This is a genomic window from Flavobacterium sp. IB48 (assembly GCF_016405855.1).
In the GTDB taxonomy this organism is placed as follows: domain Bacteria; phylum Bacteroidota; class Bacteroidia; order Flavobacteriales; family Flavobacteriaceae; genus Flavobacterium; species Flavobacterium ginsengisoli.
In genome coordinates, this window is the sequence record NZ_JAEFCA010000001.1 from 320,422 (window position 1) to 335,635 (window position 15,214).

The 15,214-nt window shown below is 32.7% G+C and carries 18 protein-coding genes; 14 read left to right on the forward strand and 4 right to left on the reverse strand.

All coding sequences use genetic code 11. From position 1 onward, the window contains the following. Nucleotides 1–78 precede the first annotated feature (78 nt). Together JC605_RS01480 and JC605_RS01485 are read left to right on the forward strand one after the other, a co-directional pair. The gene (locus JC605_RS01480) at nucleotides 79–366 is read left to right on the forward strand and encodes a hypothetical protein (RefSeq protein ID WP_198854551.1); all 288 of its coding nucleotides are present in this window, start codon (nucleotides 79–81) and stop codon (nucleotides 364–366) included. After that, complete coding sequence (locus tag JC605_RS01485; RefSeq protein ID WP_198854552.1) at nucleotides 363–761, forward strand: group III truncated hemoglobin; 399 nt, start codon at nucleotides 363–365, stop codon at nucleotides 759–761. Before JC605_RS01480 ends, JC605_RS01485 begins: the two co-directional genes overlap by 4 nt. A gap of 44 nt (nucleotides 762–805) precedes the next feature. On the opposite strand, the gene JC605_RS01490 is transcribed toward JC605_RS01485, so the two are convergent. Together JC605_RS01490 and JC605_RS01495 are read right to left on the reverse strand one after the other, a co-directional pair. Further along, nucleotides 806–1,456 carry a 4'-phosphopantetheinyl transferase superfamily protein gene (locus tag JC605_RS01490; RefSeq protein WP_198854553.1) on the reverse strand — a complete coding sequence of 217 codons (651 nt, stop codon included), beginning with the start codon at nucleotides 1,454–1,456 and terminating at the stop codon, nucleotides 806–808. Between the two features lie 5 nt (nucleotides 1,457–1,461). Continuing rightward, complete coding sequence (locus tag JC605_RS01495) at nucleotides 1,462–1,812, reverse strand: hypothetical protein (protein ID WP_198854554.1); 351 nt, start codon at nucleotides 1,810–1,812, stop codon at nucleotides 1,462–1,464. A gap of 219 nt (nucleotides 1,813–2,031) precedes the next feature. On the opposite strand from JC605_RS01495, the gene ahcY reads away from it, so the two are divergent. From ahcY to JC605_RS01545, 10 genes are all read left to right on the forward strand, one after another. Next, complete coding sequence (gene ahcY / locus JC605_RS01500; RefSeq protein WP_198854555.1) at nucleotides 2,032–3,348, forward strand: adenosylhomocysteinase; 1,317 nt, start codon at nucleotides 2,032–2,034, stop codon at nucleotides 3,346–3,348. Nucleotides 3,349–3,646: 298 nt separating this feature from the next. Further along, nucleotides 3,647–5,878, forward strand: a complete 2,232-nt coding sequence (locus tag JC605_RS01505) for a patatin-like phospholipase family protein (RefSeq protein WP_370569042.1) — start codon at nucleotides 3,647–3,649, stop codon at nucleotides 5,876–5,878. A 274-nt stretch (nucleotides 5,879–6,152) separates the two neighbouring features. Further along, nucleotides 6,153–6,437, forward strand: coding sequence for a hypothetical protein (locus JC605_RS01510; protein ID WP_198854557.1), 285 nt, complete (start codon nucleotides 6,153–6,155; stop codon nucleotides 6,435–6,437). 11 nt (nucleotides 6,438–6,448) lie between these two features. Continuing rightward, nucleotides 6,449–7,528: a WG repeat-containing protein gene (locus JC605_RS01515; RefSeq protein WP_198854558.1), complete on the forward strand. Its 1,080-nt coding sequence runs from the start codon at nucleotides 6,449–6,451 to the stop codon at nucleotides 7,526–7,528. 39 nt (nucleotides 7,529–7,567) lie between these two features. Further along, nucleotides 7,568–7,900 carry a multidrug efflux SMR transporter gene (locus JC605_RS01520; RefSeq protein ID WP_198854559.1) on the forward strand — a complete coding sequence of 111 codons (333 nt, stop codon included), beginning with the start codon at nucleotides 7,568–7,570 and terminating at the stop codon, nucleotides 7,898–7,900. Nucleotides 7,901–7,915: 15 nt separating this feature from the next. After that, nucleotides 7,916–8,380 carry a GNAT family N-acetyltransferase gene (locus JC605_RS01525; protein WP_198854560.1) on the forward strand — a complete coding sequence of 155 codons (465 nt, stop codon included), beginning with the start codon at nucleotides 7,916–7,918 and terminating at the stop codon, nucleotides 8,378–8,380. Nucleotides 8,381–8,495: 115 nt separating this feature from the next. Next, on the forward strand, nucleotides 8,496–9,338 hold the full coding sequence (locus tag JC605_RS01530; protein ID WP_198854561.1) for a methylated-DNA--[protein]-cysteine S-methyltransferase: 843 nt from the start codon (nucleotides 8,496–8,498) through the stop codon (nucleotides 9,336–9,338). Between the two features lie 91 nt (nucleotides 9,339–9,429). Next, nucleotides 9,430–10,143, forward strand: coding sequence for a 2OG-Fe(II) oxygenase (locus tag JC605_RS01535; RefSeq protein ID WP_198854562.1), 714 nt, complete (start codon nucleotides 9,430–9,432; stop codon nucleotides 10,141–10,143). Nucleotides 10,144–10,531: 388 nt separating this feature from the next. After that, on the forward strand, nucleotides 10,532–10,777 hold the full coding sequence (locus JC605_RS01540) for an Ada metal-binding domain-containing protein (protein WP_198854563.1): 246 nt from the start codon (nucleotides 10,532–10,534) through the stop codon (nucleotides 10,775–10,777). After that, nucleotides 10,764–11,372: an alpha-ketoglutarate-dependent dioxygenase AlkB gene (locus JC605_RS01545; RefSeq protein WP_198854564.1), complete on the forward strand. Its 609-nt coding sequence runs from the start codon at nucleotides 10,764–10,766 to the stop codon at nucleotides 11,370–11,372. Before JC605_RS01540 ends, JC605_RS01545 begins: the two co-directional genes overlap by 14 nt. 4 nt (nucleotides 11,373–11,376) lie before the next feature. Here the strand turns inward: JC605_RS01545 and JC605_RS01550 are convergent, their stop codons facing one another. Both JC605_RS01550 and JC605_RS01555 read right to left on the reverse strand, forming a co-directional pair. Then, the gene (locus tag JC605_RS01550; RefSeq protein ID WP_198854565.1) at nucleotides 11,377–11,697 is read right to left on the reverse strand and encodes an MmcQ/YjbR family DNA-binding protein; all 321 of its coding nucleotides are present in this window, start codon (nucleotides 11,695–11,697) and stop codon (nucleotides 11,377–11,379) included. Nucleotides 11,698–11,728: 31 nt separating this feature from the next. Continuing rightward, nucleotides 11,729–12,484 (reverse strand): NUDIX hydrolase, encoded by a 756-nt coding sequence (locus JC605_RS01555; RefSeq protein WP_198854566.1) that lies wholly within the window; start codon nucleotides 12,482–12,484, stop codon nucleotides 11,729–11,731. A 284-nt stretch (nucleotides 12,485–12,768) separates the two neighbouring features. Between JC605_RS01555 and JC605_RS01560 the strand changes: the two genes are divergently transcribed. Continuing rightward, nucleotides 12,769–13,026: a hypothetical protein gene (locus tag JC605_RS01560; protein ID WP_198854567.1), complete on the forward strand. Its 258-nt coding sequence runs from the start codon at nucleotides 12,769–12,771 to the stop codon at nucleotides 13,024–13,026. 148 nt (nucleotides 13,027–13,174) lie between these two features. Then, on the forward strand, nucleotides 13,175–15,196 hold the full coding sequence (locus tag JC605_RS01565) for a hypothetical protein (protein ID WP_198854568.1): 2,022 nt from the start codon (nucleotides 13,175–13,177) through the stop codon (nucleotides 15,194–15,196). Nucleotides 15,197–15,214 lie beyond the last annotated feature (18 nt).

The following is a 15,214-nucleotide window of genomic DNA, read 5'->3' on the forward strand; positions in this document are numbered from 1 at the left end:
AATCCCATTTTATGATTAAAGTCATAAAATGCAACACTATTGTCGTCGTAATTTTGTTCATATAAAAAACTGAATATCATGACACTATATCAAACAACATTCGACATTTTCAATAGAAATTATATGGGTTCTGCTGCAATGGCAGTAATTGGACAAAGCTGTTTAGGAGGCGCTGCTGCTATGTATGTTTTAGCCAACGGAACTTCTATCCCGCAAATGATTCAATTAGGAATTATTGTTTTAGCTTGTGTTTTTGCAAATACATCTATATTGGCACAAATGAAACATAAAGTAGTTTTCAATCTTATTATGCTAAGCGCAACTTTAAGCTTGTTTTTTATACTTTTAAATAGTTTGATTCTATGAAAAAACAAATAGAAAATAGAGCTGATGTATCTTTTTTAGTACATCAATTTTATGATAAAATAAGAGCCGATCAAGAAATCGGCTTTTATTTTAATGAAATGATTTCTGATTGGGATGCACATCTTGAAAAGCTGACTGATTTTTGGGAAACAAACCTATTTGGCGTTCGCAAATACAAAGGAAATCCACATGAGGTTCACAATGAGGTTGATGCTCATTTTGACGAAAAAATTACACCAAACGAATTTGGAATCTGGCTTAATCATTGGTTCCAAACTATTGATGAACATTTTGAAGGTGAAAATGCCGATACATTAAAAAGACGCGCTCAAAAAATGAGTACTTTTTTATATATGAGTATGTTTCAGCATCGCCAAAAAGAAAGTGAAGTTTAAATAACTCATCGCAAATTATGAAACCTGATACTGCGCCTTAAAAGTTATTTTTCAAAGGCATAAACCAAAGTAAATATCCCTTCAAAATTATCCGATCTGACTTCCTGATAATGTACATCAAAATCTTTTATCAAATCATCAAAATGGAGGCTAGAAACGGTTTGATTTTCCTTTAAAGAAAAATTATTAACGTTGATATGGTCTTTAAAACTGATACCTTTTTCATTTCTAATTTTAAAGATTGCCTCTTTGGCTCCCCAAATCACGGTAAGTTTTTTTATGTATTCTTCTACAAATTCTGGTTTTAAATAACTGCATTCAAAATCAGTGAATTTATCTGCAATTCTCTGAATTTTTTCGCGTTGCAATTCCATATCAATTCCAACTTTTTCGTCACTTATAATAATTGCCGAAAAATGGTACGAATGCGTAATTGATATATGGTTATGACAATCAAAATATGGTTTCCCAAACTCGTCATAATGCAAATCTTTATCAGTAAAACCCATTTCCTGAATCAGCATTCGAACACTTAAAAAAGCACGCTGATGCATTTGAGACTTCATTCCTTCCAATCTCTTTTGCGTTTTCTCTTTCAATACCACTTTACTCAATAATTCTTCAAGAGATTCTGTTATTTCCCAAATTAAGATCTTGGTTGTTTTGTTAAATTGTATGGTTTTATATAATGGCATTACTTTTAATTTGGAGGAGTTATATCATCTTCTACTTCTGAACTTAAACCTGTAATATCATTTTCATAAGGCATTACATAGTAAAAATTCCACTTTTTATTTGCTTTCTTACAAGCTGCTATATAAGTGTTTTTATAAATTTCTTTCAAAAAAAGATCCTCACACTTATCTAATTCTTTACTAAACACTAATTTACTAAATATTAAATTCTCTGCCTCCGTAGGTTTTCTCCACGGATTTTCCAAAGACACCTCTTCCCCTGCAATCATTACTGTCTCTGGTTCAATAAGTCTATTACACACCTTTGTTAAAAACAAAACAAAAACAACTATTAATATATATTTAAAAAATTTCATCTAATTAATTATTCTTTCTCTATATATGCAATACAAGTACTTACTCGATCGACACTGCATAAAAGATGCAGGAGATAGCATAATTAGCTTTTAAAAACCTTTACAACTAACTTTCTAAAGATTAAGAAATTAAAGATTTCACAAATCTGACAGAAATTAGTAAAATTCAAAAGCTATTCCCTAAATTTGCAAAAATTTTACAATACAAATATACTATAAATGAGTACAACGACTACGCCTTATGTGGCTTATAAAGTAAAAGACATTTCTCTAGCGGCTTGGGGGAGAAAAGAAATTGAACTAGCTGAAGCTGAAATGCCAGGTTTAATGGCACTTCGTGCTGAATACAAAGACGAACAACCATTAAAAGGTGCTCGTATTGCTGGATGTTTACACATGACGATTCAAACTGCTGTTTTGATCGAAACTTTAATTGCTCTTGGTGCAGAAGTTACTTGGTCTTCTTGTAACATTTTCTCTACTCAAGATCAAGCTGCTGCTGCTATTGCTGCTGCTGGAATTTCAGTTTACGCTTGGAAAGGTCTTGACGAAGAGTCATTTGATTGGTGTATTGAGCAAACTTTATTCTTTGGTGAAGAAAGAAAACCATTGAACATGATTCTTGATGATGGTGGAGATTTAACTAATATGGTTATTGATCGTTACCCAGAATTAGTTCCTGGAATTAAAGGTCTTTCTGAAGAAACTACAACTGGTGTTCACAGACTTTACGAAAGAGTAAAAGCTGGAACTTTACCAATGCCTGCTATCAATATTAACGACTCTGTTACTAAATCTAAATTTGATAACAAATACGGATGTAAAGAATCTGCTGTAGATGCTGTACGTCGTGCAACTGACTTAATGTTGGCTGGAAAAAGAGTTATTGTTTGTGGATACGGTGACGTTGGAAAAGGAACTGCTGCTTCTTTCAGAGGTGCTGGTTCTATTGTAACAGTTACTGAAATCGATCCAATTTGTGCTTTACAAGCTGCAATGGACGGTTATGAAGTTAAAAAATTAAACACTGTAATTGCTAATGCTGATATCATCATTACAACTACAGGAAACAAAGATATCGTTCTTGGAGAGCACTTCGAACAAATGAAAGACAAAACTGTTGTTTGTAACATTGGTCACTTCGACAACGAAATTGATATGGCTTGGTTAAACAAAAACCACGGTGCTTCTAAAATCGAAATAAAACCTCAGGTTGACAAATACAACATCAACGGAAAAGATATCATTATCTTGGCTGAAGGTCGTTTAGTAAACCTTGGTTGTGCTACAGGTCACCCAAGTTTTGTAATGAGTAACTCATTTACAAACCAAACTTTAGCTCAAATTGAATTATGGAATAACAGTGCAGCTTACAAAAATGAAGTTTACATGTTACCAAAACATTTAGATGAAAAAGTTGCTGCTTTACACTTAGCTAAATTAGGTGTTGAACTTGAAGTTCTAAGAGAAGATCAAGCTGCTTACATTGGTGTTGAAGTTCAAGGACCATTCAAACCAGAGTACTACAGATATTAATCTATTTTAGATTTAATCCCGATAGTTATCGGGAGTAGATCTTAGATTTATTACATATTCAAACCCGACAGGTTTTTAAAACCTGTCGGGTTTTCTGTTTTTATGTTTCAGGCAAAACATTTCTATCAAAAAATTGTACTTTTATAAATATCTGCTTACTTTTAATAACCAGAATAAGAATCTATTTATCAAATACTTAAATAGTAAAAAATTGAAAAAAACATCTTATTTACTCGTCTTCTTATTTTTACTAAGTCTCCCACAAATTATTTTTTCTCAGGAAAAAAAGCCTAAAGTTGTGTTAGTACTAAGCGGTGGCGGCGCAAAAGGAATTGCACATATTCCTCTTTTGCAAAAATTAGATTCACTCCACATCGTTCCAGATCTTATTGTTGGAAATAGTATGGGAAGCATCATTGGCGGTTTGTATGCAATGGGCTATTCTGGAGATAGCATCGAAACAATGACCAAAAACATTAACTGGGATAAACTCCTTGGCGGAGGTCAATCGTTGCGATCTGTAAGTGCCGAAGAAAAAAGAGAATTTCAACGCTATTTAGTTGGAATAGGCATTAAAGACGGAAAACTTAATAGTATTGGTTCCTTATTAAACGATCAAAATCTTAGAGAATATCTTTCTGAATTGACCTTTCCTGTTTATAATGTTAAAGATTTCGACAGTCTCTCCATACCTTTTAGGGCTATGGCCACTGATCTTGCTGAAGGAAAAGAAGTCATTTTAAGCAAAGGTAGTTTGGCTTATGCCATGAGAGCTAGTATGTCTTTACCCGCTATTTTTAAACCAATGCCTTACGAAAAATCAGTATTGGTAGATGGTGGAGTACTAAATAATTTCCCAACTGACGTTGCCAAACAAATGGGTGCTGACATTATTATTGGTAGTGACGTAGGTGGCGGAATGGAGCCCGTTGATAAGCTGAACAATATTATGACCGTATTAATGCAAACCAGCATGTTTCCGAGTAATATTAAAAACCCTGCAAACCGTGATTTATGTACCATTTTAGTTGATCATCTGCCCAATCTGCGTTTCTCCACAGCCGATTTTGCCGATAGCAATGAAATCTATAAGGATGGAAAAATAGCAACAAATCAAAACCTTCCTGCTTTAGTTGCCTTATCTGAAAAGTTAAAAGCATTTCCGCAACGAACTCACAAATTGCCTGATATGCCCAAGGAGTTTGTTCTTGACACTATTGTCTACAAAAAAATAAGTCCAGAAAACCTTCCTTTGGTAATTGGAAGAGCAAATCTTAAAACACATGTAAAATATACCACAAAAGATTTGATTGCTGGTCTTAACAGGGCTATGGGTACTAATCTTTTTGAAGAGATAACATACAGTTATTTTATAAAAGACGAAGACAAACTCGGAATTACTTTGTTTGGATTTGAACGTGCTAAAAACCAACTGAACACCTCAATCCATTATGATACTTATAGAGGTGTTGGAATCATTTTTAACTACACCGGAAGAAACGTTCTAGCAGACGCTTCTCGCCTTTTAATCACCGCTGATATTGCAGAACAACCAAAAGCTAGAATCAATTATCAGAAAAATTTTGGTGGACACCGAGAATGGTGGTGGATGACTGAAGGTTATGGCGCCTTATTAAGACAAGAGATTTACATTAATGGCAAGGCTTCAGACAATATGCTTTATAATACTTTTGAATTTAACAATGAAATAAATAGAAATCTAAACTCTCTGAAAAGCTATTTTGGTTTTGGCCTAAACTATCATTACACTCATGTTAAACCAAAATATGATCGAGAATACAATCCGAATTCCCTTTCAATAAACGATTACAATTTTCACAACATTGAATTCAACATGCATTATTCTTATAATGATATGGATAAGGTATATTTTGCTACAAACGGAACAATTATAAAATCAAATCTCGCACGATCATTTCTAGCAGATATTAACGCTACTTTCTCCGATCCAGCCTTAACAAACATTTCTGGAGCGACAAATAATTATACTAAATTTGGTTTTACTTTTGAAAAAAGAGCACTCTTAAAAAAGAAAATCACAGGAATTATAGGGTTTGATTCTTATTTTATTTTTCAGGATAAACTTAAAGAAGATCAAATTTCATTTTCAGAATTTGGTTATGCTTCAAAATATTTCTTAGGCGGAATAATTCCAAGCTCCGGAAGTAACCGCTTTCAATTGCCTGGCCTGCACGAAGACGAGCTCAATGTTACACAATATATGGGGCTCAAACTGGGATCTCAAATAAATCTTATCGGAAAAATTTACCTAACCCCCCATTTTAATATTGCTACAGTTGGTTTCAGTACTTTTGACAATTATATTAACCATGCATTTAATCCAAAAGGCAACTGGGACGATAATATTGAACCAAGCCTAGTAATATCTGGAGGCGCGGCCATATCTTACGAATCCATTTTAGGCCCAATCCACTTTGATACTTCATGGATCAACAACATCGACAAAGTGAGATTCTTTTTTAGCGTGGGCTTATCCCTTAATCCTTAAAAAAATATAGCTTTAGGTTTTGTTTTTTTAAACAAACTGACACTTCAGACAAAAAAATTATCTGGGCGTGCCATCATCACGACAAGAGGGCAAAAATACTTTCTGCTTATTCGCCCTCTTGTCGCAATGCCGTCGGGCTATCCGCACTACTTCGGTAGTTTGCTCCTATCCCTCACGCACACGTAAACCAAGAACCATTTAAATTAACAAGACATTTACAGTTTTTTTAGTTTATAACTTTAAATTTGAACTTAAAGCCTTTTAAATTCAAAAAATGATCGAAAAAATTTCCTGTGACATTCACGGTTCAAAAGAAATGTCTTTTACCTGCATTCATATCGCAACTGCAATAGATTCAAAAAATCAAGTCGGATTTTTCTATTCAGAAGCCGACGATGATCTTCCACAAATTGCTTGGTGCGGTTCCTGCGAGCAATATCTTTTGGATAATGGTGAAGAATGGACAGAAACTTTTCAATCTCTCGCCGATTTCAAAATGCTTTGCTCCGACTGTTTTGAAGAATCAAAAAACAACGAAGCAGAAGTTCATCTTAGATAAATTCATTTCACATGAAAAAGATTATTGCTCTTTTTATATTCGCCCTTTTTACTTGTTCAGTATTCGCCCAAAGTAATGACATTTGGACTGCATTCTCAAATAAAGACAGCACGCTTACTGGATTTAAAGACAAAAACGGAGTAGTCAAAATAGAACCAAAATTTACTGGATTTACAATCGCACAAAAATTTGAAAACATAATAGCCGTTTCTGAAGAAGTAAACGGCAAATGGAACAGCTATTATTTAACCAAACAGGGAAAAATTGTTGGAGTAGACAGCTTGTATGTTTTTGACAATGGACCCGATTGTGAAAATGAAGGATATATTAGATTTAAAGACCGCAAAACAGATAAAATGGGAGTCTTTAACAGCGAAGGAAAAATTGTAATTTCAGCTCAATACAGTAATTTGACCAAAGTAAGAAACGGAATGATTAGTGCTTTAAAAGATGCCGAAAAGCAACAAGATGGAGAACACTTTTTCTGGAAAGGTGGGAAAGAGTTTTTAATCGATATAAACAACAAAATTCTTATTGAAGATTTTGCCTATAATGATAATCTAAATTTCTATTCTGCAGAAAAATCAAAAGAACCTAGCAAAGATGCAACAAGAGAAAGCTTTCTTGGAGTTGACGGACAATACTATTCTTTTATAAATTTTGAAAAAGAGTTTAAACATTGGCTAGAAAACACTTTACTTAAAGATTTATCTAAAGTCAATTTAGAGAACCATTCTTTCGATAAAATCACCTATTGGAAAGAACCAGACGGCTGGATCCATGCCCCAAAAACAAAATTTATCAATCAGAATTATACTTATTTAAAACTAAAACTTCAGGAACTTAAAAATCCAAAAACAGATTATTTTATTTCTTCTGACGGATTAAATCAGTTTATTTTTGAATCGGACGAATACGACATTTATTTCAATAATTGTAACGAATCTAAAGATTGGATTTATCCAACAATGGATATTGTTATCAATCCAAAAAACAAAACCGATCGCGGGCAAGATCATTTTGAATTTTTAAGAACAGAAAACGGATACAAGCTAATAAGTGTTTCTTCTAAAACAGATAATCTTAAATAATTTTCAGCTTTAAAATTTACCTTTGTAAAAAAGTGAACTATGAAGAATTTTCTATTTTTATTTCTCGCTATAATCTTCGAAATCATTGCTACTTCAGCATTAAAAAAATCCGAAGAATTTACCAAACTGCTTCCAAGTATTATTACCATAATTGGCTATTGCGGTGCATTTTATTGTTTGAGTTTTGCCATTAGAACCATTCCTGTTGGCTTTGCTTACGCGATTTGGTCTGGAGTCGGCATTGTTTTAATTACGATTATTGGCGCTATTTTCTTTAAAGAAATTCCAGATTTGCCAGCAATTATAGGTCTTGCATTAATTGTAATTGGTGTTATTGTGATCAATGTTTTTTCTAAAACAACGGCACATTAATTTAAATTTCAAAAAATGTTTTTTAGAAAAGCTCTACTTTCTGATCTAGAAGAAATGCAAAAATTATTTGCAGAAACCATTCAATCTGTTTGCAAAAGCGATTATAATTCAGAGCAAATTAAGGTTTGGGTTTCTGGTGCAAAAAACAAAGAACGTTGGCTCGATGTAATTAACACACAATTTATCGAATTGGCAATTATTGACAATAAAATTGTTGGGTTTGGAACTCTAAAAAACGAAAACTATATTGATCTATTGTTTATTCATAAAGACTTTCAACGCCAAGCAATTGCAGATAAAATTATAAACAAATTAGAATTCGAAGCTAAAAAAAATCATTCAAAATTTATAACTTCTGATGTAAGCATAACTGCAAAACCGTTTTTTGAGAAGAAAGGTTATATTGTAAAAGCAGAACAAAAAAACATTTTAAAAGGAGTAGAAATCATAAATTATAAAATGAAAAAAGTACTTTTTTAATTGTTGTAGATTTTAGATTTGAAACTTGAAACTTGAAATAAAAGCAATTTCAGCAAGTTTCGGATTTTATACCTTTAAAAACCAAACGATATTTGTATTATAAAATTGAATGAAGATGAATACACAGGAAACCATCAATTATAATCGTATCGCTGAAGCTATAGATTATATCAAAGCTAATTTTAAAGATCAGCCCAATCTGGATGAAGTTGCAGAAAAAGTACATTTAAGTCCATTTCATTTTCAACGTCTTTTTAGCGAATGGGCAGGAACGAGTCCGAAGAAGTTTTTACAATATACGAGCATCGAACACGCAAAAAAACTACTCAAAGAAAGTCAGGCAACCATTTCTGAAACAGCTTTTGAAACAGGACTTTCAGGAACAAGTCGTCTACATGATTTATTTGTAAATATTGAAGGTATGACACCTGCCGAATATAAAAACGGAGGAAAAAATCTTGAAATCAACTACAGTTTTGCCGAAAGTCCGTTTGGAAATATTGTTGTTGCCTCTACTTCAAAAGGCGTTTGTTTTATGGCTTTCGCCGAAGATGAAATAACTGGATTTATCGCTTTAAAAGATAAATTCCCGAATGCCCAATTTTCGAAAAAACTGGATTTATCTCAACAAAATGCCTTATTCATTTTTCAAAACGACTGGAGTAAATTATCAGAAATTAAATTGCATTTAAAAGGAACCGATTTTCAATTGAAAGTTTGGGAAGCTTTGCTAAAAATCCCAATGGGACAGCTTTCTACTTACGGTTCTATTGCACATCAAATTCAAAAACCAAATGCTTCTCGCGCGGTTGGAACAGCAATTGGAAGTAATCCTGTTGCATTTTTAATTCCTTGTCACCGCGTTATTCAATCTTCGGGAACATTTGGCGGTTATATGTGGGGGAACACCCGAAAAACTGCTATTATTGGTTGGGAAGGTGCACAAATAAATCCATAGTTTTTTTGCCCCAAATTCACGATTTTTTAGATCTATGCGAATACAATTCGTGAATTTGTGGCGGAAAAAAATCTCAATCTAAAACTTCTTTATGCAAAATATACAATCAAAAATTGCTTCTCAAAACTGGGAAAGCATTACCGAATCTATGCACGAAAATGGCTTTGCTATTATTTCAAATGTGTTGAATAATGAACAATGCGAAGACTTAAAATTTGATTATGACAATCCCAATTTATATCGAAAAACAGTTGTTATGGAACGTTATCGATTTGGTTTAGGAGAATACAAATATTTTAATTATCCTCTTCCTGATTTGATTGAAAAAATTCGGTCTTCGATTTATCCTAAACTGGCTCCAATTGCTAATTCTTGGATGAAAGTTTTAAATATTGACACGGTATTTCCAGAGAAACATGAAGATTTGCTAAAACAATGTCATGACAATAACCAGCTCAAAGCTACAGTTCTAATTCTAAAATATGGAAAAAGCGGTTTTAATACTTTACATCAGGATTTGTATGGTGATGTTTATTTTCCTATTCAAATTGTGCTTTTCCTAAACGAACCCGATGAAGATTTTACGGGTGGTGAATTTGTTTTGACACAGCAAACTCCACGAGCACAATCTAAAGCCATTGTTTTGAAACCCAAAAAGGGAGATGTTTTAGTTTTTACAACCAATTTTAGACCTGTAAAAGGCACGAAAGGCTACTATCGTGTAAACATGAAACATGGTGTAAGCGAAGTGCATTCTGGTGAAAGATATACGTTAGGTATTATTTTTCATGATGCGTTAAATTAAGGTTCAAAGGTACAGTGACGCAAAGTTTTTTTCTCATTTTATGTCATTTCGACGAAGGAGAAATCTTCTCGAGAAGCTCGACAAAAATTGGATTTTCGTTACGGAGTTACTTGCGAAGATTTCTCCTTCGTCGAAATGACAAACTATATAGAAACTGTATCAAAAAACTTTGCGTTTTCGCGACTTTCCGAGAAATTTATCCACTCGAAAGACGCATTGCAATGCATCTACACAACGTAATCCACAAAGACATTTTCCTCGCAGATACCAAAGAATTAAACAGATTTTTAATCATAATAATTCCTCTAATCTGTGGCTGATTAAAAACCAATCTTTGCGTAGACGCACTGCGGTGCGTCTCTACAGAATAAAATATCTATAAAAATAAATGGTAAAACATAGCAAAATAACCGATTTGGACCTTCTAAATAAAATTAAAAAAGGCGAAATTTGTTTCGGTGGCAACCAGAAATTAAAAATCTACGGAACACTGAAATGTTCTTCGGGGAAAAGAATGAAAAGAGAAAATCGGGTTTTCTTTTTATCTGAAAATGAAGCGAGAGAAAATGGTTTCAGACCTTGCGGACATTGCATGAAATCAGAATATCAAAAATGGAAAAATGGACTTATTTAATCCTCAAATAGACGAAACAACCAATCTGCTTCCGAAAGATGGAACCGTAAATTATTATGGAAGATTATTCTCTAAAACAGAAGCCGATTTCTATCGTGACACTTTACTAAACACAATCGAATGGAAAAATGACGAGGCAATAATCTTCGGGAAATTAATCTTAACCAAACGAAAAGTAGCTTGGTATGGCAATCAGGAATTTGAGTATACGTATTCGAATACCACAAAAAAAGCGTTGCCTTGGACTCCTGAACTTTTAGAATTAAAGAAAATCATTGAAGAGAAAACAGGTGAAATTTTTAATTCTTGTTTGCTAAATTTATACCATACTGGCGAAGAGGGAATGGCGTGGCATAGCGACGCTGAAAAAGATTTAAAGAAAAATGGAGCGATTGGCTCTGTAAGTTTTGGTGCCGAGCGTAAATTTGCATTTAAACATAAAGAATCTAAAGAAACTGTTTCTCTAATTCTGGAACACGGAAGTTTATTGGTTATGAAAGATGAAACGCAAACGCATTGGTTGCATCGATTGCCTCCTACAAAAAGCACTCAAAAACCAAGAGTAAATTTGACTTTTAGAACTATTGTGAGATAAAATTTTACTTCTTTTTTGTCGCAACATTTTCATACGAAAGTATCAGCGCATCTTCAAACATTTCGGGTCTTACTTTTGAAAGTTCGACAATTGTCCAACCTTGTTTACCCCATTTATTTGGAACTTCATGGAAAATTTTTTCGCTTGACGCACAAAAAACAGACTGATCTATTTCGTTTAATTTTATTTCTACCTGATTTCTTTTTTCGTCTAAAGTGGCAAAGATTTTCTTTTTGATTCGAAAGGAAGTTTTTGTAAAATGAGGTCCTTCGGTTGCATCTGGAAATGACATTGCTAATTTCCTAACTTCTTCAATTGAAACCATAATCACAATTTTTAAAGATTAAAACTCACTCTTACCAACCTTGGTTCAATCCATTTTTCAGCACTTCATCGTATTTTTCTTTATCAAAAGAATATAAGTTTGGAGCTTTGTGCGCTACGTTGCTTTTCTTTTCATCCAATTTGGTCAGAATTCCAATATTGGTAATTTTACGCAAAAAGTTTCTTCGGTCTAGCTTTTTATCCAAAATCGTTTCATACAATTTTTGCAATTCTGGAATTGTAAATTTCTCAGGCAATAAGTTGTAACCAATTGGCATTAAGTTCAATTCGATTCTTAAAGTATCTAGAGCTTTATCCAAAATTTCACGATGATCTAAAATAAGTTCAGGAACTTCTTTGTGGTCAATCCATTCTACAACTTCATGCCTGCCGGCCGGATTTGGAAGAATTTTAGAGAAATCTACCAAGGCATAATATCCAATCGTGACAAAACGACGCAGGAGCCATTTTCCTTTTGCTTCTTCAATTTTAAGATATTCCAACGTCTTTTTATCAAAGTGCTGTTTGTTACGATCTACTTTTCCAAAGGTTGCAAATTGTCTTAAAAAAACACCATCAACCCCAGTTCTGCTATTCAATACCGTGATTGCAGCCGTATCAATATCTTGATCTACAGGGATAAAACCACCAGGCAAAGACCATTTATTGGCTCGTTCCACTTTAATCAATAAAACTTTTAACTGATTATCATGAAAGCCAAAAATGACACAGTCTATAGACAGCCCTGGCTGGTAATTTTCGTTATTATCTATAATGTCCTTTAGCATCAGATTGGTATAAATTCTTTCTTCTAATAACTCTGCAATTTACTTCATTTTTATAAAACCGAAATATCTTCTAAAAACAAAGAACCGATTTTCAATAAAACAGAAGTGTTGAAACTACAATTTTAACGAAAATTTAAAATCAAATTTAAAAAAAATAAGTACATTGCGTCATAATAACACATTAACAATTTTAATTGTTAAAAATAGAATCAAATACAAAGAAAAATAATGCAAGCTGTTCCCATTTTTCTTCAAGTGAGCGTAGAAATTTAAATACAGAACTTATGATTAACAATCCTTTAAAACACATCGGTAAAAAAATCAGAACCAGAATTTGGTCTTCATTCGGATTTGTTTCAAAAACATATCTTCTGGAAGAATCTCTAAAATATAGCGAAGAACAAGAGAGAATTTTCAATGAAATGATTGTTGAAACTGACGCAAAAGATAAAAAAGCAAAAAGAGAAGCTTACGAAAAAGCTTTGTATGCCTCTTATAAAGGAATTGGCGCAATGGATTTTATAAATATTGTTTTGAAATAAATACCTACACATCTATATAATTTATAATGCTGGCCCCACTTTTGTGGGGTTTTTTATTATAAATTTTACACTAATATGAAAGAAAATGGTCTTTTATTAGTTATTTTAGCCGTTTTAAAAGTAAGAATATACACCTATAGAAAGAATCATGGAAAATATCATTGAACCAGAAAGTTACAAAATTCAAAAACCAGAAAACTGGGCACCTACAATTAACGATGATCAACTTATTGACTATATACAAGAATCGGATTTCTCCAACAAACAGGTCGAAGAAGGTCGCGATTTCTGCTACTTCTTGGATAAAGTTTACTACACAAGCGATACTGAAAATAGCGAATATGCTTGCGTTGCCTACACACTTAACGAACCTTCAAACCTTGAAAGTGCTTCGGTAAGAGATGTTGTTGTTGAAGAAAACGAAACTTATTTGATACACCGAATTAGCGTTTTGAGAGATGGTGTTTTGATTGATAAAATTGCTGATACTAAAATTAAAGTTCTAGATAGCGAAAATCAGAGTGAAGGCGGTATTTTAAGCAGCAACAAAAAGGTAAATATTACGATTAAAGATTTACGCCTTTATGATGTTTTAATTACAGAAGATTCGCGTACAAAGGTCTTTACAGATCGTGATTTTATGCGAAAAGAATTTCTTAAATATGTCTATGTAACACCTAGCACTTACTGGGCTTACGGCAAATACAAGTTTTCTTTTATTAATGATAGAAAAGAAAAGATTGCATACAAAAAGACATTTTATAGAGATGAAGAAGGAAATGTATTGCAACCAGAAATTAATTTCTTAGAAAAAGGAGAACGATATGTAATCGAAAAAGAAAATTACATTAACTCTTTTGATTCAAATAGAGAAATTGCTCCTTTTATTGATTTTGCAACAAATCGCAACTGGATTGATTTATCAAATTACATTTCTCCTCTTTACGAAGAAATATACAGTAAAGCCTCTTTGACTGAATTTGCCCCAAAACTGGTAGAAAAACTAGATGCAATTGCAGATCAAGACGAGAAATTACAGTTTGCTATTGATTATGTTCAAAATCACGTTTACTATATTTATAATGCTGATGAAATGAATGGTCACAAACCGCAAGAACCATCAGTAACTTATGAAAATAAACAAGGAGACTGCAAAGCAAAATCAGTTTTGTTGAAAGTAGTTTTAGATTATATCAATGTTGATTCTTCTGTGGTTTTGGTTAACTTCAATTCAGATCATTACATTAAATATTACCTTCCGTCACTATTGACTTTTAATCACGTTATCGTAAAAATCAATTACAAAGGCGGAGTTTATTTTGTTGATGCTACTTCGAGAGATGAATTTGGACTAATTGAAAATCGTGGTTACATCTATTTTATGCATTATTTGGAAGTGAAACCAAATCTTGAATTACAAATTAAAGAGCCTTACAAATTTCCTTATTATGGTATAAATGAAAAAGCAGATTTTAATGCTCAAAACAATACGGGAACACTAAAATTGGTTACGACTTACAAAGGAAACCGTGCCAATTATATGCGTAAATATTTCAAAAACACCAACAAAAGAGAAATCATTGACAGCTGGAATAATTTCTTGTTCTATACTTTAAATTATTCAAATGATAGAAACGGAACTGATATTAGAACGATTTTTAAAGGTGCAGCAATCGAAATTGTAAGTGATGACAAAAAACAGAATGAATTTACGATTCAGTATAATGCGTCAATCGAAAATCCGTATTTTACAGATGCAGAGAAAAATCGTTTCCTAATGTATTTTGATCGCAATGTGGTTAAAAATGGAGCTCGTGATTTTATGCATACTGACCTTTTGTTTTGGCATAATTTTGACAATGAGAAATACGAAATTAATCTCACGACAGATCAAAAAATAGATACTCAGGAGAAATATACGATTCAAGAAAGTACCATCACAAATCCTTACTTCGATTTTACAAGTCGTAAAAAAGTAACTAAAAATGGTGCTTCTATAAATATCGATTACAAACCATTAATCAACTTAGAAATTCCGAGTGAGGATTTTGAAGATTTTAGAAATGCGCATCACGAAGTTGCAGATAGTAATTTCGGAATTGGAATTGACATTATCGAAGAAGGTTTATTGAATATGCTGAAATACAGTTTCAAGAAACGTCTTAAATAAATTTGACATATAAAAAAC

What these genes read in the sequence shown, in the direction of transcription:
- JC605_RS01530 (WP_198854561.1), top strand. Translation starts at nt 8,496, where the DNA reads ATGAATACACAGGAAACCATCAATTATAATCGTATCGCTGAAGCTATA.
- JC605_RS01565 (WP_198854568.1), top strand. Translation starts at nt 13,175, where the DNA reads ATGGAAAATATCATTGAACCAGAAAGTTACAAAATTCAAAAACCAGAA.
- JC605_RS01535 (WP_198854562.1), top strand. Translation starts at nt 9,430, where the DNA reads ATGCAAAATATACAATCAAAAATTGCTTCTCAAAACTGGGAAAGCATT.
- JC605_RS01540 (WP_198854563.1), top strand. Translation starts at nt 10,532, where the DNA reads ATGGTAAAACATAGCAAAATAACCGATTTGGACCTTCTAAATAAAATT.
- JC605_RS01560 (WP_198854567.1), top strand. Translation starts at nt 12,769, where the DNA reads ATGATTAACAATCCTTTAAAACACATCGGTAAAAAAATCAGAACCAGA.
- JC605_RS01490 (WP_198854553.1), bottom strand. Translation starts at nt 1,456, where the DNA reads ATGCCATTATATAAAACCATACAATTTAACAAAACAACCAAGATCTTA.
- JC605_RS01485 (WP_198854552.1), top strand. Translation starts at nt 363, where the DNA reads ATGAAAAAACAAATAGAAAATAGAGCTGATGTATCTTTTTTAGTACAT.
- JC605_RS01520 (WP_198854559.1), top strand. Translation starts at nt 7,568, where the DNA reads ATGAAGAATTTTCTATTTTTATTTCTCGCTATAATCTTCGAAATCATT.
- JC605_RS01495 (WP_198854554.1), bottom strand. Translation starts at nt 1,812, where the DNA reads ATGAAATTTTTTAAATATATATTAATAGTTGTTTTTGTTTTGTTTTTA.
- JC605_RS01545 (WP_198854564.1), top strand. Translation starts at nt 10,764, where the DNA reads ATGGACTTATTTAATCCTCAAATAGACGAAACAACCAATCTGCTTCCG.
- JC605_RS01550 (WP_198854565.1), bottom strand. Translation starts at nt 11,697, where the DNA reads ATGGTTTCAATTGAAGAAGTTAGGAAATTAGCAATGTCATTTCCAGAT.
- ahcY (WP_198854555.1), top strand. Translation starts at nt 2,032, where the DNA reads ATGAGTACAACGACTACGCCTTATGTGGCTTATAAAGTAAAAGACATT.
- JC605_RS01480 (WP_198854551.1), top strand. Translation starts at nt 79, where the DNA reads ATGACACTATATCAAACAACATTCGACATTTTCAATAGAAATTATATG.
- JC605_RS01510 (WP_198854557.1), top strand. Translation starts at nt 6,153, where the DNA reads ATGATCGAAAAAATTTCCTGTGACATTCACGGTTCAAAAGAAATGTCT.
- JC605_RS01525 (WP_198854560.1), top strand. Translation starts at nt 7,916, where the DNA reads ATGTTTTTTAGAAAAGCTCTACTTTCTGATCTAGAAGAAATGCAAAAA.
- JC605_RS01515 (WP_198854558.1), top strand. Translation starts at nt 6,449, where the DNA reads ATGAAAAAGATTATTGCTCTTTTTATATTCGCCCTTTTTACTTGTTCA.
- JC605_RS01555 (WP_198854566.1), bottom strand. Translation starts at nt 12,484, where the DNA reads ATGCTAAAGGACATTATAGATAATAACGAAAATTACCAGCCAGGGCTG.